The organism is Cellvibrio sp. pealriver, from assembly GCF_001183545.1.
Taxonomy (GTDB): Bacteria; Pseudomonadota; Gammaproteobacteria; order Pseudomonadales; family Cellvibrionaceae; genus Cellvibrio.
The window spans coordinates 2335721-2355550 of the sequence record NZ_KQ236688.1 but is presented as its reverse complement, the minus strand read 5'-3'; the positions used below and the strand labels follow the sequence as shown (position 1 = coordinate 2355550).

Sequence of the window (19830 nt, the reverse complement as noted above, 5' to 3'; positions counted from 1 at the left end):
GCGTTTACACGTGTTATCAAAACAAATCTTCAATCGATAAATAGCGCTCGCCGGTATCGTAACTGAAAATAATCACGCGGCTGCCGGGTTTCATCTCTGCTTGTTTTTGTGCGACAGCGGCAAGCGTCGCCCCGGAGGAAATACCCACAAAAATCCCTTCTTTTAAGGCGCATTGGCGAGCCATTTCAAACGAGGCTTCTTCGCTGACCAGTACTGTGCCGTCCAGCGTTTCTTTGTTTAACACTTGCGGAATAAATCCGGCCCCAATACCTTGCAAACGGTGCAAGCCTTTTTGGCCGCCACTGATCACCGGGGATTTTTCCGGTTCTACCGCAAAGGTTTTTAAGTGCGGGAATTTTTCTTTCAATGCTTCACTACAGCCGGTGATGTGGCCGCCGGTGCCGACACCGGTGATCATGTAATCAATACCTTCGGGGAAATCCGCAAGAATTTCTTGTGCGGTAGTGTTGCGGTGAACTTCCACGTTGGCGGGGTTGTTGAATTGTTGTGGCATCCAGCTGTTGGGATTTTCGGCGAGTAATTCATTGGCTTTGGCGATACAGCCACCCATGCCCAATTCTTTTGGTGTCAGCACCAGTTCAGCGCCTAACGCTTTCATATTTTTGCGTCGTTCAACTGACATGGATTCCGGCATGGTGAGAATAAGGCGATACCCTTTTACCGCGCACACCAGCGCAAGGCCAATACCGGTGTTACCCGATGTCGGCTCGATAATGACGGTGTCTTTGTTGATCAAGCCTTTTGCTTCGGCATCTTCAATCATCGCGAGCGCGATACGGTCTTTAATGCTGGAGCCGGGATTAAAACGTTCCACCTTCATCCACACTTCAATGTCATTGCGGAATAAATGATTGATGCGGACGTGCGGGGTATTACCAATGGTTTGCAAAATATTATCGACTTTCATGTGAATATCCTTCTTGTGATACTTGCCGATGCAATCGGCAAGCGATGTTGTGAATAAACGGTCTGGTTACAGAATTAATGAATGCCTAATAGATCGAGTGTTTTGCGATTGGGAAAACCATCGGCGATCATGCCTTGCTGATGTTGGAATTCACTGAGCGCACGGCGAGTGCCGGGGCCAAAAATACCGTCGGGTTTTCCGGCATCAATACCTTTTTGGTTAAGTGTTTCTTGCAGTTGAATGACTTGTTGGCGATGTAAGCGCGGTGCATCGGTGGGCGGTGGTTGCATTAATTTTCCGCCCCCGGCAATTTGATCGGCCAGCTGCCCAACTGCAATCGCATAAAATTCCGAACGGTTCCAGCGCATGATGACATTGAAGTTGTCGTACACTAAAAATGCCGGACCTTGGTGGCCTGCAGGCACCAGTAATGATGCAGTTATTTCCGCTGCCGGGAGTGGTGTATTGTCGGCGCGCATTACGCCCAATTTGCTCCACTCGGCAATGGATTTGTGATTTTTCAAACCGGCTTCCATAAACGGAAAATTGCGCGGCAATTTTACTTCGCGTCCCCAGCGGGTATCGTTATTCCATCCCAGACTTTTTAAGAAATACGCAGCAGAGGCGAATGCATCGGATTTGCTGTTCCACAAATCGCGTTTGTTGTCCCCATCAAAATCCACCGCATTTTTTAAATAGGCGGATGGCATAAATTGGAAGTTGCCCATTGCACCTGCCCAGGAACCTACCATTTTGTTTGGCGCTATATCGCCTTTATCCAAAATGCGCAGTGCATTAATTAATTCGATGGTAAAAAATTCGCTGCGTCTTGGATCACACGCGAGTGTAGCGAGTGAATCGACAACAGGGATGTTGCCGTAGTAGCTGCCAAAGTTGGTTTCCAATCCCCAAAATGCCAGCAAGTAAGGCGCGGGCACGCCGTATTCCTGTTCAACGTGGTTCAGTAATGCGCTGTGTTTTTTCCACAGCTCACGGCCTTGCGCGACCCGTTGTGCAGTGACGCGGCGATTAAAATAATCAGCAAAGGTCGCAGTAAATTCCGGTTGTTGGCGATCCAATTCCAACACGCGTTTATTGAGTTTGGCGTTGCCCAAACCGGTGCGGATGATGTTGTCGGAAATGCCTTCGCTTTTTGCTTTGGCTGAAAATGTTTTCAAGCAAGCGGAAAAATCCGCGTTGGAAATCATGGGCGCGGCAGTCTTGAGTGGTGAAGCTGCTGCCGTATTGATGGATGCAGTGGGTGTATTTTTTTCTGCCGTTTTGGCAGCAGGTTGTTGTTCGGTTTGATGCTGTGTTGCGGGTGTTTGCGCGCAAGAGAGCAGGCTCATACAGCAAATAGCCGATAACAGGTTACGCATAGAATTCATAAAAACTCCGGGTGATCAATTACTGCCCAAGCAACAGTCGCGTGCAAAATGAGCGATTCGCGGCAGCATTAGCGTCATTAAATGAGTGGCTATGATAACGCCAAGCTGGTGATAAAAGCCTATTGAATTGCGCGCTAGGCTTTTATCGACACGCCCCAAACGTAAAAAAGTGTGAGTTGAAGTTAATCCAACCGTTTCTTGAATCGGCTGGCGGCGGCAATGACGCCCAGAACCGTAAAGCCAATAAGCCACCACAAATCTGGCTGTAAATCTTCCAGTGTTGCGCCGCGCAAGACAATTGCGCGCACCATGCGAATAAAGTGAGTTGCAGGCAGTGCCTCGGCAATCCACTGTGCCGCTTCGGGCATGCCTTCGTAGGGGAACATAAAGCCGGAAAGTAGTATCGATGGAATCAGCAAAAACACCGTGAGCTGCATCGCCTGCAATTGGGTTTTGGCGATGGTAGAAACCAGCAAACCGAGCGTGAGGCTGGCGCTGATAAACGCAAATACGCCGAGCACCAGCTGATCTAACCGGCCATTAATCGGTACATCAAAAATCAAATGGCCGAGGCCGAGAATAATCGCGACCTGGATCAAGCCGACAAAAATATAGGGCACGATTTTGCCAATCATAATTTCGCTGGAGCGCACCGGTGTGGTGATCAGCAATTCCAGGTTGCCGCGCTCGCGTTCGCGCACCAGCGCTGCCGAGGTGAACATCACCATGGTCATAGTGAGCACAATCGCCACCAGCCCCGGCACAATGTTCACTGCCGAGCGCCGCTCCGGGTTAAAAAAGAGTGCGATTTCAAACGTATTTTTACGTGCGATGGGCTGCGCCTCAAAGCCGCTGGCAAAAGGCATTTGTTGCAGGGCGAGCAGGGCGTTGCTGACCATGGTATCCGAGCCGTCAATCAGCCACTGGGCGATGGGGCGTTGGTCTTGCAAGCGCTGGCCAAAATCCTCGGGAATCACCAGCACCGCGTGTACATGGCCACGGCGAATTGCATCCTCCGCCAGCGCGGGCGTTTGATAGGTTTCGGTAACGCTCACCACCTGAGTGGCGGTAAGGTCGCTAATCAGCGCCCGCGCCGTTTGGGTGTGGCTTAAATCCACCACGCCCACCGGTAAGTCGCGCACGTTAGTGTTGATCGCAAAACCAAATAACAAGAGTTGGATCAGCGGCACCATCACCACCATGCCAAAAGTGGGGCGGTCGCGCGTGAGCTGGCGCAGCTCCTTAAAGACGATTGCGCCTATGCGTTGCAGACTTTGGCTGAAGGCATTCATTGACGAGCCCCTTGTCCATCAGCGTTGCTGCCGGTGCAGTGGACAAACACATCTTCAAGGCTTGGCCGCACCGCATGTATCTGGCGATTGGCGACCAATGTCGGATGCACGCTGCGCAACCAGTTTTCCGGTTCATCAATAGATTCTTTGATAAGTACGCGCAAATGCGTGCCCTGTTGCGCAGTGGAGACGACTTCCGGCAGCTCGCCCAATTGCTGTTTGAGCTGGCGCAAATTTTCGCCGTCTATCTCCACCACCCTGGCACCCAGTTCGCGCATCAGTTGTGCGGGTGAACCATCGGCGCGTTTTACCCCGCCCTCCATAATCGCCAAACCATGGCAGCGCTCGGCTTCGTCCATGTAATGGGTGGAAACCAGAATGGTGGTGCCGCTATCGCAGAGGTCAAATAACTTCTCCCAAAAGTCGCGCCGGTTTTCCGGGTCTACGGCGGAGGTGGGCTCATCCAGAATCAATAATTCCGGCTGATGCAGAGTGGCTGCGGCGAGTGCCAACCGCTGGCGTTGTCCACCGCTAAGCGAACCGGCCAGACGTGTTTTGCGCTCATCCAATTGATAGCGGCTGAGCTGGCTGTCGATCAGCTGTTTCACGCTGCGGCTTTCCAAATTGTAAATCTGCGCCATAAAGCGCAGGTTTTCCTGCACGGTTAAATCGTCGTAGAGCGAAAACTTTTGCGTCATATAACCGAGGCGACGGCGCAGCAATTCCGCTTGCGCGGGAATATCCATACCCAATACACGAATCCTGCCCGCACTGGGGGTGAGCAGGCCGGTGATTAAACGCATACTGGTGGATTTACCGCAGCCGTTGGGGCCGAGGAAGCCGTAAATCGTTTTATGGGGGATGCGCAAATCGAGCGAATCCACCGCGACAAAATCGCCAAAGCGGCGGGTCATGCCGCGTGTTTCTATCGCCCACTGATTCGTGGCATCAGTCATCGCTGTATCAGTCATGAGGCAACTCAACCTGCACGGGCAAGCCGCTGGGTAAATTGGCCGCTGAGTCGGGCAATTGCACTTCCGCTAAATAGACAAGGCGAGCGCGATCTGTGGAGTTGAGCGCGAAGTAGGGCGTAAACGCCGGGTCTTGCGAGATCCAGCGCAGCTTGCCGGTTTGCGGTTGATCCAGTCCATCCACATGGATCACCAATTCCTGCCCCGCGCTCAGTTTCAGGCGATGGGTTTCAGGGACATAAATTCGCGCGTAGGGCGCATGTTTATCGAGTAGGGTCGCCACCGCTTCACCGACGCTGGTGCGCTCGCCCAGGTGCTTGGGCAGGTGATCCAGCCGCGCATCGCCAGTGGCGCGAATGCTCAGTTCGCTCAAATTGTATTGCTCCAACTCCAGTGCGGCCTTGGCGAGCGCAACTTGTGCTTCGGCTTGCTGCAAGTCCTCTTCGCGGGTGCCGTTAGTGAGCAGCGATAAGTTTTCGTGAGATTTATCCAGATTGGCTTGCGCTGAATCGCGTTTGGCGCGGGCGCTATCCAGCTCAGCGGCACCAGCGAGCTTTTTACTAACCAGTGTTTCAGCGCGGGCAAAGGTTTTTTGCGCTTCGATCAGTTGTGCCTCTGCGCCTTTGACTTGTGAGCGAGCCGCCGCAATATCTTCCGGGCGCGCGCCGTTTTGCAGTTTGGTGAGGTTGGCCTGCGCGCTGGCGAGGTTGGCCTCGGCCTTGGCAACTAGCGCCTGCTGGCGGCGATCATCCAGTTGCAGCAATAGATCGCCCGCTTTTACATCGCTGCCTTCGGCAATGGGGAGTTGGGTGATGATTTCTGCTGCGGTCGCTTTGAGTACGACCCGGTCGCGTTCCAGCGTACCCAGTGCGAGGTTGGTATTGCGGTCACTGCAAGCGGTGAGCAGGATGGCGATGGTGAAAAAAAGCGTTTGAACCAGAAATGTTTTCATACAATTCCCTGAACATTAAGCTGTCGGGCGAGTCTGCCAGAAATACAGGCAAATAATTGTAAAAGTTATAGGCAGTATCCACAGGTTCGGCAAGATAGAGCTGAACCTTGATTTATGTCAGAATCCGCCCAGTTTTATTTCCATCCTTTTATTTTTTCAGTCAAGGACACCGCCATGCTTGCCACCACATTGTCATCTCTCAACGGTATTCCACCTTTTCTCGCCTATTTTGCTGTGGCGATTGTATTAGTCCTGATTTTTGTACGTATTTACACCTGGATAACGCCGCAGGACGAGCTGGCGCTGATAAAAGCGAACAATCCCGCTGCAGCGCTTGCCTTTGGCGGTGCCTTGATTGGTTTTGCATTGCCGTTGTCCAGTGCAATTACCAATTCATTGTCATTGTTGGATTGTGCGGTATGGGGCGCAGTTGCGTTAATTGTTCAGGTGCTGACTTTTGTGGTGTTGCGTGTAGCGGTCAAGCAATTGCCTGAGCGTATTAATCAAGGTGAAATTGCTACCGGTATTTTTGTTGCCGCCACTGCTGTTGCAGTTGGTCTGATCAACGCCGCGTGTATGAGTTATTAATTTTTTACAGGAAACAAATGATGAAACGCAGTAAAAAAGCCGCTTTGGTATTAATGGTTCCTGTTGCTACTTTGTTGCTCGCCGGTTGTGGCGAAGAGCGTGAACAGGCGATGGTATTTACCGACCCCAGTGAATGTAGTGCTGCTGCATTAAATAGCGCTGCGCAGTGCGAGGCCGATTACGCCGCTGCGCAAGCATTGCACCCGCAAGTTGCGCCAAAATATTTAAACAAACAAGAATGCGAAGTGGATTTTGGTGCGGGCAATTGCGAAACCGCACCGCAACAAACCACATCGGGCGGCAGCGTATTTATGCCGATGATGATGGGTTATCTCGCCGGTCAAATGATGAATCGCGGCGGTGCCAATTTACAGCAACCCGCAGCAGCAGGTGCTGGCGCTGGAACCAATGTGCCTACACAACCGCTGTACAAATCGCGTGATGATCGCGCTACTTTCCGCACGGCAACCAACACGCCGGTTGCAGGCGGCATTGGTCCTATCTCACTGAAGCCATCACAAGTGAAACCGCAAGTAGGCCAAGTGGTGCGCCGTGGTGGTTTTGGTGCGCAAGCGGCATCGCGCAATAGTTTTGGTGGTTAATGCATGAAACGCATCAGTGTTGCCGAGCGCGCTAATTGGCGCGCTTACGCCGAAGAAGTAGGATTTAATTTTCACACCTTCGACGGCGAACCCTACTGGGATGAAACCGCTTACTACCAATTCACTTTGCAACAAATTGAAAATGATCTGGAAGCGCCTACCGAAGAACTGCACCAGATGGTGATGGACATGGTGGGCGATATTACCCGCAGCGAAGAAATGCTCACGCTGCTGAATATTCCGCGCGATTATTGGAGCTACGTGTGGAATTCCTGGAACAAGGGCGAGCCGCATTTGTACGGCCGTATGGATTTGGTGTACAACGGTTTTGGCCCCGCCAAATTGTTGGAATTAAATTACGACACACCAACATCATTATTTGAAACCGGATTTTTCCAATGGGTCTGGTTGGAAGATCAAATTAAAAATGGTGTACTGCCTGAAGGTGCTGATCAATTCAATTCCCTGCACGACAAAATTGAACAAGCCTTTGCACATTTGAGTTTGCCTCAACCGTTTTATTTCACCAGCGTGCGCGACAATATTGAAGATCGCGGTACCGTGAATTATTTAATGGATATGGCCGCGCAAGCAGGCGTGGATGTTCGTTATATTCCACTGGAAGATATTGGTGTCATTGCGGATAAAAATGGCGATAACGAACAGTTTGTCGATCTTGATGATCAGCCAATTAAAGGTTTGTTCAAGTTGTACCCCTGGGAATTTATGGTGCAGGAAGATTTCGCCCGCGCTATCACTGCCGCGAATACCCAAATGATCGAGCCCGCATGGAAAATGCTGTTATCCAACAAAGGTATTTTGCCGCTGCTGTGGGCGCGCTACCCCAATCATCCCAATTTGTTACCCGCGTTTTTTGAAACGGCATCCAGCGAACCTTTTGGCGCAGGATGGGTGCGCAAACCGCTATTTTCACGCGAAGGTGCGAACGTCGATCTCATTACCGCCAACGGTGAAAAAATGTCTGCTGCAGGCCCGTATAGCGACGGCCGTTATATTCGTCAGGCTTTTCACGCACTGCCAAAGTATCGCGATGAATACCGCAATGCCGATACTTACGCAATGCTCGGCAGCTGGGTAGTAGGCGATAGCGCTGCGGGTATTTGTATCCGCGAAGATGCAACGCTCATCACCAAAGATTCGTCGCGATTTTTGCCGCATATTATTTTGGATTAAATGAATGGACTGGTCAGTCCGAGGCTGATTAGGGAAATGCGGTATTACTTTTGATTTTACTTGCACAAATGTCAGTTGTGCCGATGGTGCATGTTTGTGGAGACGATAATTCTCTCGGAAAATAAAAAGGGCGGCTGATAGTTCAGCCGCCCTTTTTATCGCAAAACGCTATTGAAAATTAAGCGTTGCGTTGTGCGCGACGACGCGCCAGAAATACACCCATCAAACCCATCATCATCAGGATGAAGCTGCTTGATTCTGGAACGTTACTTTGAATGCCGTCGAAAGAAATATTATCGACAACTTCAATCAGGTTAATTGGATTAAACGTAGCATCAACATAAGCGAAAATTGCTGAGTTGAAATTGATACCAGACAGGCTGATTGACTGGTTCATGTAGTCATCGCGGTTAAGTACGACGGTGGTGCTACCTACATTTACGCCATCCAGAAACAATGACAGCATTGCAAGGTCGCCTGCGTTGGAGTAACCGGCATCATCGTTTCCAAAGTCAAGTGACAGAAAGCTGTAAACATTTGAGAAAATCATTTTCAACTGGCTTTGGTCGTCGCTATTCACCGCCAGAGCATTTCCGTGTGATTGATGACCGTAATCATACACATCTAATTCGCTGCCCATGGTGTCAAACAGCTGTACGCCGCTTACTGTGTATCCATTCGCTTTGTAGCCAATAGATTCAGAAGTGAAATCAATTAAAGCTGCGTTTGCAGAGCAGGTGGCCAACAGCATAAGGGCAGTAAAAAACATTTTCATAGTGGTTCGTTTCCTTTGAAAAGAGTTAATTGAGGTGCCATCACCTCGGCGCCCAAATAGCACATCAGGTGCCATATTGAAAATAATTATAAATTTCAATCGCTTATAGAAATTTATATTTTTTGGCAAGGTCTTTTTGTAAGAAATTTCGACATGTTGCGATCTTGATAATGCGGTGGGATGTTGATTCGGTAGTACTTAATTGTTACTTGTTGATCTAATTACTGAGCAAGGATTTCCCACCGCAACAACGCCTTCGGGAATATCTTTTGTCACTACACTGCCTGCACCAACGACCGAACCTTTGCCGATGGTTACGCCTGCCAAAATAATTGCGCCGCCGCCAATCCAGCAATCATCACCAATGGTGACGGCTGCACAAAATTCCTTGCCGGTTGCACGTTCAAGCGGGTCGAGTGGATGGGTTGTTGCATAAATCTGTACGCTTGGGCCGAACATGACGCGGTCGCCAATACGGACTTCGGCGCAATCCAGAATCACGCAGTTGTGATTGGCATAAAATTTTTCGCCCAAAAAAATATTGCTGCCGTAATCGCAGTAGAAATTCGGTTCGATATAGGCGCTGGATACTTGCCCGAAGAGTTGTTGATAAATCGGTTTGCGCGCTTTGATTTGATCGGCGGGCAGGGCGTTGAGTTGCTGGCAAAGTTGCTTTGCGCGTTTGCGTTCAGCCCTGAGCTGCGGGTCATGCGGGTTTACTTCGGTAAAAGGATTCATCGGCTGGCTCACGGGAATGGGATCTATTACGGTAGAATGCCCGAATTAACTGATTCATTCAAAGAGCCATAGTATGAGAACCAATGATATTTTCCGTAAACTGACGCAATCCCTGCCGTTAACGGTAGAGCAAGTTCAGGCATTGTTTGCGCAATCGGATATTGAGTTGAGCGAAAAAGAAGTCGCTAACCTGCTTAAAACCGATTATCAACCCGGCTTTGAATCAATGCCGGAATATATTCTGCTTATTTTTCTGAATAATTTAATCGACCAAAAGCGCGGCAAAAAGGCAGATGCCCAACCGGAAGTCATCGAAAAACACCACAAAATTTCCAACAATGATGTTCTGAAAAAATTGCGTATCGCTTTCAACTTGCATGAGCAGGATGTGCGCGATGCGCTTAAGTTGGCAACCATTGAATTAACCAAATCCGATTTGTCTGCACTGTTCCGCAAACCCGGTCACGAGCATTACAAAGTTTGCGATGATAGCTTGGTGCTCGATTTTATTGAGGGGCTCGGATTGTTATTGCAGCAGCGTGCTGCCGGGGTTTAAGGATGGACACAAACGCGCTGGTGATTGCCAATGTGACCCGTTGGTTAAATGAGGTCGTGATTGGCTTAAATCTTTGCCCGTTTTCCGCCAAGCCTACGCGTGAAAATCGCGTGCGTTTTGTTGTTAGCAATGCGCAGGAAGATGAAGACTTATTGCAAGACCTGCAGCGTGAAATGGAATTGCTCGACGAAAAACCAGCCAGCGAAATAGAAACCACGTTAGTCATCATCCCTAATCATTTACAGGATTTTTTTGATTACAACCAGTTTTTAAATTGGGCTGACCAACTGCTCAAACGCAATCGTTGGATAGGTGTATATCAGATCGCCACGTTTCATCCGGATTATTGCTTTGCCGATGCTGAACCGGACGATGCAGAAAATCTAACCAACCGCGCGCCTTATCCTGTTTTGCATATCATCCGCGAGGCGAGTCTGGAAAAAGCACTGGAATATTTCGCTGATGTAGATGAAATTCCAGAGATTAATAAGGCGCGAGTAGAAAGTTTAACAGCAGAAGAAAAACAAAAATTGTTTCCGTATCTTTTTGACAAGTAGCCCGCAAGGAGTGAAACGGATTGCGGGGTGTGTGGCGTTGGGTTGAATCCCGTATTTCGCTAGGCTCCATACGGGCTACGTTGTTGTATTAATTCATCGGCTGACTAAAACAATCAATCAACTCCATCACTTTTTTGGCTTCGCTCACGCTGCACGGATTATCCTGTTCTCCGCGGAAATAGCGATTTACTTGTTCAATCATCGGCTGTTGGATGTGTTGCGGATTGGGAATAACCATTTCCTGTTCGCCTTCTGCATTGCTCAAGCGAATAACTTGTTGGCCAAAAAAATTGATCGACAATTTCCCTGCGGTTCCGATAACTTCGCACAGGTCGCGTGTTTGTTCCGGTGCGACTGCGTAATGCCAGCGCCCTTGCAACACTACGCCGCTATCAAATTTTGCCCAGCCATGTACGCAATCATCTGCTGCATTGAATTGCCGTTGGTTGTAACCAAAACCGCTTGCTTGTACGACTGATCCAAACCAATACAACATAAGATCAAGCTGGTGAGGGGATAAATCGTGAAATAAACCGCCGCCCGATAGTGCAGGGTTTACTCGCCAATTTTCCTCGGTTTCGGCAATAATTTTATCTTTTACTGGCCGCAACATATCCACCTGCACCATGAGTACATCACCAATGGCACCGGTGCGAATCAATTCGGCGACTTTCATAAAGCAAGGTACATAACGGCGGTAATGCGCAACGCTGACTTTTTTGCCGCTGGTTTTTTCCGCTGCGATAATTGCATCGCATTCTGCTGCGTTAAGCGTAACCGGTTTTTCGATATAGACGTTTTTCCCCGCTTGTAATGCGGCGATGGCATAGTCTTTATGTTGCGCCGGTGGTGTGGCGATATAAATAGCGTTTATATCCGGATTGGCGAGCAGTGCCTCGGCGTTATCGTACCAGTGTGCTACCTGATGACGCTGCGCGAAGTCTTTAGCTTTTTCGCCGTTGCGGCGCATCACCGCAACCAGTTCTGAATGGGGCGTTTTGTAAAATCCGGGGCCACTTTTTACTTCACACACATCACCGACACCGATAATGCCCCAGCGGATGGTTTTATTTACATCAGTCATTGTTGTTATTGCTCCACCTTTACTCTTATTGCACCAACGTAATTTTTTCTTTGGTGATTAAAATTTTACGTTGCTTGTAAAGTAAGCTCAGTGCATTTTTGTAATTGCCTTTACTAACATTAAACGCTTTATAGATCTCTTCTGGCTCGCTTTTGTCTGTCAGGTAAGATGTGCCGCCGCGGCGTTGTAAATCGGCGAGAATTTTTTCTGCTAAATCATCTTTACTGTCGCGTGCCTGCGCTTGCAAGCTCAAATCAATTTTGCGGTCGGGACGGATGCTTTTGATATAACCTTTTACTTTTTCACCGTAGAGCAGTGTGCGGAATGCTTCATCGCGGAAAACCAAACCCAGGTGTGTGTGGTTAATAACGGCTTTGTAGCCCATATCGCTGCGGCCACAAATTAATAAATCAACAGCTTGTTGCGCACGCAGGCCGCTTGCGCGTTCTTCAAGGTGGCGGCTCAGGCGTGATGATGCAGTAATGCGGCCGGTGTATTCATCCAGATAAATACACACCACGTAAGAGCGGCCAGCTTCCATAGGTTTGTGTTGTTCGCCATAGGGTACGAGCAAATCTTTGGGTAAGCCCCAATCGAGAAATGCACCGACGTTATTGACCTCTTTGACTTCTAAAAATGCACATTCACCGACCATGGCTTTGGGCGTGAGTGTGGTGGCGATAATGCAATCATCGGAATCCAGATAAATAAAAACATCCAGCGGTAAACCGATTTTCATGTCGTCGGTGACATGGCGTTTGGGTAATAAAATGTTGCCAAACTTGCCACCATCAAGAAAAATGCCGAAGTCAGTATGTTTGATGATGGTTAAGCGGTTGATTCTACCGATTTGTAACATGGGAAGCCTGTGCCTGTTTTGGTGCCTGTTCTATAGAAGTCTACTGTAGCGAGATGTCTGCAGGAGTGAAAAATCTGGAATAGTGTGCTGCAAATAGAGTGTGCTGCAAATAAAGCGCATAGTTTATGCCCAAGCGCAGGCTGAGGCCAGCAAATCCCGATCTTTGATGTTTAAGCTGTAGTTGAGTTGTCGTTATGCAAAAGAGCATGCAGTTGTTGTCGTTTGATTATGCCGATAGGCAAATACGTGTTGAATTAACACCGGGTACAGGTGAAGAAGTGGTGTTGGTTGATGCTACTCCGGTGGTTAACACGCGCAATTTTGGCCCACAAAACGAATACCGTTTTAATCTGGATGGCGTGGGTGAAGCGCGTTTGGCGTATCGTATGGATGTGGCGGCAGCGCTAGTGACCTATGAGTTTTGGGTGGATGAGTTGCAGGTATTGCACGCGACCGCGCCGTTGGTTTTGCCAGTAGTTGATGAGCAAGTGGCACCTGCAGACTCCATCGCAACACAAGAACCTGCACACACAAAACCTGCAACCTCGTGGTTATCTATTGGTTTGATTGCCTTCAAATTATTAAAAGCGGTGCAGGTGTTTAAGGTCGCTTTGCTTGCGGCATCGGTTGCTGTGTACAGCGTGATGTTCACCCTTGAGTTTGCGCTCGCGTTGATTGGGGTATTGGTGTTTCATGAGTATGGCCATTTGCGCGCGATGAAAAAATGCGGACTACCAACGAAAGGCATGTACTTGATTCCATTTGTGGGCGGCATTGCCGTCGGTGATATGCCCAAAACCCGCTGGCAGGATGTCTATATTTCCATGATGGGGCCGGTGTTCGGTTTAATCATGACCGTGGTGTTTTACATTGTGTATCTCGTTACCGACAGCCATTTTGCCGGTTTGGTTGCATCGACCAGTGCGTTGTTAAATTTATTTAATTTGATTCCTGTGTATCCACTCGATGGTGGGCGAGTAGTGAAAGCATTGGTGTTTTCCGGGCGTAACTACCTGGCATTGGTTGCGCTGCTTGCGATTTCTGCAGTGTGTTTTGTATTAGCGTGGAAATTGGGTTTTTATTTCATCACCTTTTTTATTGTGCTGGGTGTGATTGATATTGTTACAGGTTGGAAGGTGGGCTTGGCAGAAGATATTACACCGTTAAAATCCTACGGTATCTGGTTCTCGGTGTTATGGTATCTGGCAGTGGTAGCGGTGTTTTTAGGGATGATTATCCTGATCGCCCAAGATGGTTTGCCTGGCTCTGAAATTGCGATCAAAGTGTTAGCATCATAAAATTTTTGCAGGTATTAATGAAAAATCCCCGGCGATGTAAATCGACCGGGGATTTTTTTAAGCGTTGATATTGTAGGAACGAAATTGTTAAAAAAATAGATTGTTACAAAAATGGATCGTTTTCATCTGGTGGAAAATAACGCTCGGCGGTAATAACATCGGCGTTAATTTTGTGTGCGAGTAAATCATCGACATCCTGATTGACACGGTTGATAAGTGGAAGCGCTTGATTGCGGTCGAGCGATTCCAATAATGCGTTACCCCAAATAGATACGTGGCGCAGATAAATGGTGCGGGTATCGGATTTTTTTGCCCACTCACCAGAGACAAGTCTGCCTATACGGTCGATCTTGAATTTGATTTCTTTGACCTGACGTGGGTCATCGACTTGCGCAACCAGCTCGTCGGTCATCTTAATCCAGCCGCGGCGATACAGTTCCCAGCCATTGTAAAAACGCACGATCCAGGTGAGGTATTCCTCCTGGGTCTGGATGTCTTTGTTGGCTTTGTCAGCCTCGTATACTTTTACAAAGTACGCACGTGACGGCATGCCTTGCGGCCAACTATCGGCCTCACGGGCAATTTTATTGCTTGTAGTGCTACAAGCTAATAAGCCGGACATCAGGATTATTAAGGTGGCAATACGCGAGAGGGATGCGATTTTCTGCATAAACAACTATGGGCTCGTAATACGGTCAGGACTTGCAGTCTAGTGAATGAATATTGCAGTAGTATAAAAGTTTGCTGTGGCCGTGCACAGGGATTTGGGCGATTGCATTGCTATCGATAAGTTATAGCCCCGCGTTGGATTCCGGCGCGGGGCTATAAGTGTCTTCTCAAATCAAGCGATTATGCGATTAGCGTTCGCGGCCACCGCGTACTTCGCTGCGCTCATTGCTGCGTGGGCTGGGGCGCTCTTCCCGTTGAAAACGCTCGATACGCTCTGGCCTTTCTACTCGTTCCGGTCTTTCTAGTCGTTCCGCTCTCTCTGTTCGTTCCTGTCTTTCCAGCCGTTCAGGGCGTTCCATGCGCAATGTCTCGCGCCGCTCAATTCTTTGCTCTGCTTGCGGGCGCTCGTAGCGAGGTTGATTGATAGTGCGATCTCGCTCAGTGTTGGTGGTGCGCTCCATTCTTTGGGCTCTTGGACTTTCAATCCGCTCAGCGCGCTCCGGCGATTGCATCTGGGTACGAGGTGATACCGTCCGGTCAATCTGGCGACCTTCACGGCTGTTCATCCGCTCACGCAGCTGCTCTGCACGGGGTTGCTCTGTCCGGGATTGCTCGCGCCACTGTTGATGTTGCCCAGCACGGTCGCGGTTGGTTGTCGTTTGTATTTGCCCCGCTTGATTGCGCTGCAGGCGTTGCTGGAATTGTTCGTCGCGCCCCTGACGTTGGTCGCGTGCACGGTTGGGTTCGATTGCACGTCCGCGCTCACCGCCCTGAAAATCGTTGCGCAGGTTGGCGCGATAATCACGCGAGTCGCGATAGCTTTCGCGCGGGCTATGGAAGCGTTCACGGGTGTGGTTGTCGTAGTAGGCAACACCGCGTCTGTGAACCGGATTGTGATGCCAGTGTTTGGCGTGGCTGTAGCGCACAACGCTGCGGCTATCGTAAAAACGGTGGCCGTGATGGTGATGGCGATCAATCACCACAACACGGCGGTCGCGCCAATGGCAGCCGCTGAAGTAAAAGCTTGGGCCGATATATACCCGAGGCCCCCAATAAAACCCTGACACAAACACATAACTGCTCGGGTAATGCCAGTACACGGGCGGGTAATCCGGCCACCACCAGTTGCCATAGACCACGCGGGTATCGTAGGCGGGCACATACACAACACGCTCAACCGATGGCTCAATCACAATGGTTTTTTCTTCGCGTATCACCCGTACATGCTCGACTTTGTCGAGGTTACCCGAGGCATAAGCGCGGTTGCGCAGTTTTTGGATGCTATCCATAACGCCTTCTTCATCGGCGAGGAAAGCATCGCCCAACTGCTGGGTCCAATCCAGATCATCACTCATACGTTTCAGAATGTCAGGGAAGGCGACCAGCGCCTTGACGCTGGGGTCCCAGTCTTTCCCATCGACGGCCGAGACAGCATCATCCCCTTTCAAGCGGCTGTTGTTGCGCGCCCAGCGGTCGGCTTCCACTACTTCCAGAGGGTAAGTAGAGGCGATAAGCACATGGGATAAAACGGTATCCGGGTAGAGGGCGATAGGGGCGAGCAGTGCATCCACTTGGGCTTCACTGAAATTCGTTTGCGCTGCACTCGCACTGTAGCCCGGTTGGTCTACCGCCTGGCTGGTCGTGCAGCCAACCAACAACGGCAATAAAAGGCTGATGGTCAATGCAAGTTTACCGGGCTTGTGGAGTATGCGGCTGTTCATGATAGCGCTCGCTGGGTTAGCCAATAATTACCCTCAATGAGGGCGCAGGTACAGGTATGGATTCTTTATAGGAGTGTTGCGCTTAACGCGAGCTGAACTGTATGCGAGCCACATAAATATCAAAGTGCATACCTTGCTTGACTAATCAGGTGGCACCCCGATAATGCGCACTTTCGTGAAAAATGCCCTCCGGGATTTATCCCACAGCCGAGCCCAATAAGCGAGCCACGCATGATCGATGTGAATTTTCAGTTAAAAGGCAGTGCCGTTACCGTGGTGGTACTGGCGATTGTGCGTTATGAGCCCAAGAGCCTGTTGGCCGAGTTGAAAGAGAAGATTGTTCAGGCACCGCAGTTTTTTAACAATTCACCTGTGCTGATCAATCTGGATCGCCTTGAAAACCCCGAAAGCTTGAAAAAGCCTGCGGATTTACTTGCCATTTGTCGCGAGCTGGATTTACAACCACTAGGTTTTAGCGGCGTACCTGAGGTATTGTTAGCGGCGGTTAACAAGACCGGGTTGGCAGTACTGCCAACCCCCAGCGAACGAGCGCTCAAGCTGCCAAAAGCCGAGGTGGCAAAGCCAACTGAACCGGTTGTGGAACGGGTGGTAGAAACGGTTGTTGAAACCGTAGTTGAGACAGTAATCGAAGAGCGTTTGGTACAGCGTCAAAGCAAGGTAGTCACTCGCCCTGTGCGTTCCGGTCAACAAATTTACGCCGAAGGTGCCGACCTGATTGTACTTGCGCAAGTTAGTGAAGGTGCAGAAGTATTGGCCGATGGCCATATCCATATTTACGGCACCTTGCGTGGGCGTGCACTGGCAGGTGTAAAAGGCGATGAAAGCGCCCGTATTTTTTGCCAGCAAATGGAAGCAGAGTTGGTTTCTGTTGCAGGCAATTTTGTATTGCAGGATTCACTGCCAAAAGAATTATTAAAAAAACCGGTGCAAGTTTCTCTTAACGGAGAAAAAGTGATTGTTGAAGCGCTGGTAAATAGTTAAATGCTTTTTTGTTAACGCATTTAATCCGTTCGATTTTTATTTTCGTTTAAAACCATTTTCTTAATTAGACATTGAATACAAACAGGAGCCTTCCCTTGGCCAAGATTATCGTTGTTACATCAGGTAAAGGCGGTGTGGGCAAAACCACATCCAGCGCAGCAATCAGTACTGGATTAGCTATGCGCGGACATAAAACAGTCGTGATTGATTTTGATGTGGGTCTGCGTAATCTGGACCTGATCATGGGGTGTGAGCGCCGTGTGGTGTACGATTTTGTAAATGTGATCAAAGGGGAATCCACGCTTAACCAATCCCTGATTAAAGACAAGCGTACCGAAGGTTTGTACATACTGCCTGCATCGCAAACCCGTGATAAAGATGCATTGACGCGCGAAGGTGTTGAAGCGGTTATTAATGAACTTGCTAAAGATTTTGAATACATTGTGTGTGATTCACCTGCTGGTATTGAGCAAGGCGCATTGATGGCATTGTACTTTGCGGACATTGCGATTGTAGTGACCAACCCTGAGGTATCATCGGTACGCGACTCGGATCGCATCCTCGGTATTTTGCAAAGCAAATCCCGTCGTGCTGAACAAGGTCTGGAGCCAATCAAAGAACACTTGTTGTTGACCCGCTACAATCCAACCCGTGTTGAGGCGGGTGAAATGCTTAGCGTAAATGATGTAGAAGAAATTCTGGCAATTCCGTTGTTGGGTGTCATTCCTGAATCAGAAGCGGTATTAAAAGCCTCTAACCAAGGTGCACCAGTAATTCTTGATGAGGCAACACAGGCAGGCCAAGCGTATAACGATGCGGTTGATCGTTTGCTCGGTAAAGATATTCCTCATCGCTTCCTTGAGGCGGAGAAGAAAAGTTTCCTGAAACGATTGCTGGGGGTGTAAGCCGTGAGCATTCTGGATTTTTTAATGAAAAAACGCGCGCCCTCGTCGGCCTCTGTGGCCAAAGAGCGTTTGCAAATTATCGTTGCGCATGAGCGAACCAAGCGCAATTTGAACCAACCGGATTTTTTGCCGCAAATGCAGCAGGAAATTATTGCGGTGATCCGTAAATATATTCACATCGAGTCAGATCAGGTAACGGTCAATCTCGATAATTCCGACAACTGTTCGGTGTTGGAATTGAATATTACTCTTCCGGATTAATCGCGGTGCTGCGGTTATGTTGCAGCGAGAAGAGAATATAAAGGGATGCACTGGCTTGTCAGTGCATCCCTTTTTTTCTGGTGTATTTTCGTAGACCTAAATAAACAGGCATAGTGAACCCCACTTATGGTGATGGATGTGCAACAGAAATCAGCCGATCACTTGGTTGTGTTTGACTTTGAAACCACAGGCCTCTCGCCCGATATGGGTGACAGGGCGATAGAAATTGGCGCTGTGTTAATTGAGAACGGCAAAATTACTGACCGTTTTCAGCAAGTGATGAACCCCGGAATACGCATTCCATTATTTATTGAAAATCTCACCGGAATCACTAATGCCATGGTGAAAGACGCGCGCAATAATGCCGTGGTAATGGCAGATTTTTATGAATTTATCGCTGGGCATAATTTGGTAGCACACAATGCCAGTTTTGATGAGCGATTTTTGCGTGCAGAATTCCGGCGCATTAAAAAATACTTTTCTGGCGGAATAGCTTGTAGTTTGTTGGCTGCTCGCCGTATTTTTCAACTGGCCCCCAATCACCAACTGGCAACCTTGGCACAGTATAAAAATTTACCCAATGACGGCATCTATCACCGTGCATTGGCCGATGCGGAAGTCACGGCGCATTTATGGTTAAGCATGCTCGATGAATTACGTGAGCATCACAATATCGAAACACTTTCGTTTGGGTTTATGCATACGTTGACAAAAACGCCCAAGCATCAGCTCAAACAACTTTATGCGCAACAACAAGTGAAATCTGCAATAGCCTGATCGTAATTTGACATAATGGAGTTAAATGCCATGCGAAGTGGTTTGATCCCGATCATTATGATTTTTTGTGTCAGCGCGTTGTTAACGAGTTGCGGAATATTGATTAAGCCGCAGGTAAAAACCGGCATATTTCAGCTGGAAAAGGGTTCCTATACGCTTGACCAAACTCATGTTGCAGTGCTGTTTAAAATTAATCACATGGGGTTGTCTACTTTTGTCGGACGATTCAATAAAGTGGATGCAACTTTGGAATTTGATCCCGCTAATATTGCGGCAGCGAAATTGTCGGCAATAATTGATGTTGCCAGCATTGATGTAAATAATCCCGATCTTGAAGCTACCTTGCGTAGCTCCCGTTGGTTTGATGCAGAAAAATATCCGCAAGCATTTTTTAAAACCGTAAGTGTGAAATTAATTGACCAAAACTCAGCGATATTCACCGGCGAGTTAACTTTGCATGGCAAGACAGCCCCTATTGAGCTTGTTGTTACCTTTAACGGCGGCGCTGATAATATCCTGACAGGCTTTTACACTTTGGGCTTTTCTGCTGTTAGCCGCTTTAACCGTTCAGTCTTTGGTATCGATTATTTAATTCCTGCTGTGGGTGATGCAGTTGATATTGAAGTGTTTGCAGAATTCCAGCAGCGGTGATTTCAGGTTGATGTAGGCGTGTGGGTTTTTTGAGTTGTTGTTCGTATAAACAAACATTATTT

The 19830-nt window shown here is 48.8% G+C and carries 22 protein-coding genes; 11 read left to right on the top strand and 11 right to left on the bottom strand.

Annotation, left to right across the window (positions count from 1 at the left end):
• Positions 1–16: 16 nt before the first annotated feature.
• The 5 genes from cysK to VC28_RS10220 form a co-directional block, all read right to left on the bottom strand.
• A complete protein-coding gene (cysK, locus tag VC28_RS10240; RefSeq protein ID WP_049630545.1) occupies positions 17–928 on the bottom strand; it encodes a cysteine synthase A in 912 nt (303 codons plus the stop codon).
• 74 nt (positions 929–1002) lie between these two features.
• Complete coding sequence (locus tag VC28_RS10235) at positions 1003–2316, bottom strand: lytic murein transglycosylase (protein ID WP_049630544.1); 1314 nt, start codon at positions 2314–2316, stop codon at positions 1003–1005.
• A gap of 182 nt (positions 2317–2498) precedes the next feature.
• The gene (locus VC28_RS10230) at positions 2499–3608 is read right to left on the bottom strand and encodes an ABC transporter permease (RefSeq protein WP_049630543.1); all 1110 of its coding nucleotides are present in this window, start codon (positions 3606–3608) and stop codon (positions 2499–2501) included.
• Complete coding sequence (locus VC28_RS10225) at positions 3605–4579, bottom strand: ABC transporter ATP-binding protein (RefSeq protein WP_049630542.1); 975 nt, start codon at positions 4577–4579, stop codon at positions 3605–3607. The genes VC28_RS10230 and VC28_RS10225 overlap by 4 nt, the downstream gene beginning before the upstream one ends.
• A complete protein-coding gene (locus tag VC28_RS10220) occupies positions 4572–5531 on the bottom strand; it encodes an HlyD family secretion protein (protein ID WP_049630541.1) in 960 nt (319 codons plus the stop codon). Before VC28_RS10220 ends, VC28_RS10225 begins: the two co-directional genes overlap by 8 nt.
• 174 nt (positions 5532–5705) lie before the next feature.
• Here VC28_RS10220 and VC28_RS10215 point away from each other — a divergent pair, with 174 nt between their 5' ends.
• Genes VC28_RS10215 through VC28_RS10205 form a run of 3 tightly spaced genes read left to right on the top strand, consistent with a single transcriptional unit; the run spans position 5706 to position 7915 of the window.
• Complete coding sequence (locus VC28_RS10215; protein ID WP_049632329.1) at positions 5706–6119, top strand: DUF350 domain-containing protein; 414 nt, start codon at positions 5706–5708, stop codon at positions 6117–6119.
• A 17-nt stretch (positions 6120–6136) separates the two neighbouring features.
• Complete coding sequence (locus tag VC28_RS10210; RefSeq protein WP_231591715.1) at positions 6137–6721, top strand: DUF1190 domain-containing protein; 585 nt, start codon at positions 6137–6139, stop codon at positions 6719–6721.
• A gap of 3 nt (positions 6722–6724) precedes the next feature.
• Positions 6725–7915 (top strand): glutathionylspermidine synthase family protein, encoded by a 1191-nt coding sequence (locus VC28_RS10205; RefSeq protein WP_049630539.1) that lies wholly within the window; start codon positions 6725–6727, stop codon positions 7913–7915.
• A gap of 178 nt (positions 7916–8093) precedes the next feature.
• On the opposite strand, the gene VC28_RS10200 is transcribed toward VC28_RS10205, so the two are convergent.
• A complete protein-coding gene (locus VC28_RS10200; RefSeq protein WP_049630538.1) occupies positions 8094–8690 on the bottom strand; it encodes a PEP-CTERM sorting domain-containing protein in 597 nt (198 codons plus the stop codon).
• A 198-nt stretch (positions 8691–8888) separates the two neighbouring features.
• Complete coding sequence (locus VC28_RS10195; RefSeq protein WP_049630537.1) at positions 8889–9428, bottom strand: sugar O-acetyltransferase; 540 nt, start codon at positions 9426–9428, stop codon at positions 8889–8891.
• A 73-nt stretch (positions 9429–9501) separates the two neighbouring features.
• On the opposite strand from VC28_RS10195, the gene VC28_RS10190 reads away from it, so the two are divergent.
• Positions 9502–9984: a YehS family protein gene (locus tag VC28_RS10190; protein WP_049630536.1), complete on the top strand. Its 483-nt coding sequence runs from the start codon at positions 9502–9504 to the stop codon at positions 9982–9984.
• Between the two features lie 2 nt (positions 9985–9986).
• Positions 9987–10541 carry a DUF1415 domain-containing protein gene (locus VC28_RS10185; RefSeq protein WP_049630535.1) on the top strand — a complete coding sequence of 185 codons (555 nt, stop codon included), beginning with the start codon at positions 9987–9989 and terminating at the stop codon, positions 10539–10541.
• A gap of 88 nt (positions 10542–10629) precedes the next feature.
• Here VC28_RS10185 and VC28_RS10180 read toward each other — a convergent pair whose 3' ends face one another.
• Complete coding sequence (locus VC28_RS10180) at positions 10630–11625, bottom strand: Gfo/Idh/MocA family protein (protein ID WP_049630534.1); 996 nt, start codon at positions 11623–11625, stop codon at positions 10630–10632.
• A gap of 25 nt (positions 11626–11650) precedes the next feature.
• Positions 11651–12484: a CvfB family protein gene (locus VC28_RS10175; protein ID WP_049630533.1), complete on the bottom strand. Its 834-nt coding sequence runs from the start codon at positions 12482–12484 to the stop codon at positions 11651–11653.
• Between the two features lie 194 nt (positions 12485–12678).
• Between VC28_RS10175 and VC28_RS10170 the strand changes: the two genes are divergently transcribed.
• Entirely contained in the window at positions 12679–13782 is a 1104-nt protein-coding gene (locus VC28_RS10170) for a site-2 protease family protein (protein WP_231591713.1), read from the top strand.
• Positions 13783–13885: 103 nt separating this feature from the next.
• On the opposite strand, the gene VC28_RS10165 is transcribed toward VC28_RS10170, so the two are convergent.
• A complete protein-coding gene (locus VC28_RS10165; RefSeq protein ID WP_049630532.1) occupies positions 13886–14452 on the bottom strand; it encodes a hypothetical protein in 567 nt (188 codons plus the stop codon).
• 187 nt (positions 14453–14639) lie between these two features.
• Positions 14640–16172: a DUF3300 domain-containing protein gene (locus tag VC28_RS10160; RefSeq protein ID WP_049630531.1), complete on the bottom strand. Its 1533-nt coding sequence runs from the start codon at positions 16170–16172 to the stop codon at positions 14640–14642.
• Positions 16173–16403: 231 nt separating this feature from the next.
• Here VC28_RS10160 and minC point away from each other — a divergent pair, with 231 nt between their 5' ends.
• The 5 genes from minC to VC28_RS10135 all read left to right on the top strand — a co-directional run bounded on the left by minC (position 16404) and on the right by VC28_RS10135 (position 19768).
• Positions 16404–17174, top strand: coding sequence for a septum site-determining protein MinC (gene minC / locus VC28_RS10155; RefSeq protein ID WP_049630530.1), 771 nt, complete (start codon positions 16404–16406; stop codon positions 17172–17174).
• Positions 17175–17269: 95 nt separating this feature from the next.
• Entirely contained in the window at positions 17270–18079 is an 810-nt protein-coding gene (gene minD, locus VC28_RS10150) for a septum site-determining protein MinD (RefSeq protein WP_049630529.1), read from the top strand.
• 3 nt (positions 18080–18082) lie between these two features.
• Entirely contained in the window at positions 18083–18340 is a 258-nt protein-coding gene (gene minE, locus VC28_RS10145) for a cell division topological specificity factor MinE (protein WP_049630528.1), read from the top strand.
• 138 nt (positions 18341–18478) lie between these two features.
• Positions 18479–19117 (top strand): 3'-5' exonuclease, encoded by a 639-nt coding sequence (locus tag VC28_RS10140; protein ID WP_231591711.1) that lies wholly within the window; start codon positions 18479–18481, stop codon positions 19115–19117.
• Positions 19118–19147: 30 nt separating this feature from the next.
• Positions 19148–19768 carry a YceI family protein gene (locus tag VC28_RS10135; RefSeq protein WP_049630527.1) on the top strand — a complete coding sequence of 207 codons (621 nt, stop codon included), beginning with the start codon at positions 19148–19150 and terminating at the stop codon, positions 19766–19768.
• Positions 19769–19830 lie beyond the last annotated feature (62 nt).

Coding starts and splice junctions, on each gene's coding strand:
- VC28_RS10230 (WP_049630543.1), bottom strand. CDS start 3,608: ATGAATGCCTTCAGCCAAAGTCTGCAACGCATAGGCGCAATCGTCTTT.
- VC28_RS10165 (WP_049630532.1), bottom strand. CDS start 14,452: ATGCAGAAAATCGCATCCCTCTCGCGTATTGCCACCTTAATAATCCTG.
- cysK (WP_049630545.1), bottom strand. CDS start 928: ATGAAAGTCGATAATATTTTGCAAACCATTGGTAATACCCCGCACGTC.
- VC28_RS10170 (WP_231591713.1), top strand. CDS start 12,679: ATGCAAAAGAGCATGCAGTTGTTGTCGTTTGATTATGCCGATAGGCAA.
- VC28_RS10190 (WP_049630536.1), top strand. CDS start 9,502: ATGAGAACCAATGATATTTTCCGTAAACTGACGCAATCCCTGCCGTTA.
- VC28_RS10185 (WP_049630535.1), top strand. CDS start 9,987: ATGGACACAAACGCGCTGGTGATTGCCAATGTGACCCGTTGGTTAAAT.
- VC28_RS10225 (WP_049630542.1), bottom strand. CDS start 4,579: ATGACTGATACAGCGATGACTGATGCCACGAATCAGTGGGCGATAGAA.
- VC28_RS10205 (WP_049630539.1), top strand. CDS start 6,725: ATGAAACGCATCAGTGTTGCCGAGCGCGCTAATTGGCGCGCTTACGCC.
- minC (WP_049630530.1), top strand. CDS start 16,404: ATGATCGATGTGAATTTTCAGTTAAAAGGCAGTGCCGTTACCGTGGTG.
- VC28_RS10175 (WP_049630533.1), bottom strand. CDS start 12,484: ATGTTACAAATCGGTAGAATCAACCGCTTAACCATCATCAAACATACT.
- VC28_RS10220 (WP_049630541.1), bottom strand. CDS start 5,531: ATGAAAACATTTCTGGTTCAAACGCTTTTTTTCACCATCGCCATCCTG.
- VC28_RS10180 (WP_049630534.1), bottom strand. CDS start 11,625: ATGACTGATGTAAATAAAACCATCCGCTGGGGCATTATCGGTGTCGGT.
- VC28_RS10195 (WP_049630537.1), bottom strand. CDS start 9,428: ATGAATCCTTTTACCGAAGTAAACCCGCATGACCCGCAGCTCAGGGCT.
- VC28_RS10215 (WP_049632329.1), top strand. CDS start 5,706: ATGCTTGCCACCACATTGTCATCTCTCAACGGTATTCCACCTTTTCTC.
- VC28_RS10235 (WP_049630544.1), bottom strand. CDS start 2,316: ATGAATTCTATGCGTAACCTGTTATCGGCTATTTGCTGTATGAGCCTG.
- VC28_RS10200 (WP_049630538.1), bottom strand. CDS start 8,690: ATGAAAATGTTTTTTACTGCCCTTATGCTGTTGGCCACCTGCTCTGCA.
- VC28_RS10210 (WP_231591715.1), top strand. CDS start 6,137: ATGATGAAACGCAGTAAAAAAGCCGCTTTGGTATTAATGGTTCCTGTT.
- VC28_RS10135 (WP_049630527.1), top strand. CDS start 19,148: ATGCGAAGTGGTTTGATCCCGATCATTATGATTTTTTGTGTCAGCGCG.
- VC28_RS10160 (WP_049630531.1), bottom strand. CDS start 16,172: ATGAACAGCCGCATACTCCACAAGCCCGGTAAACTTGCATTGACCATC.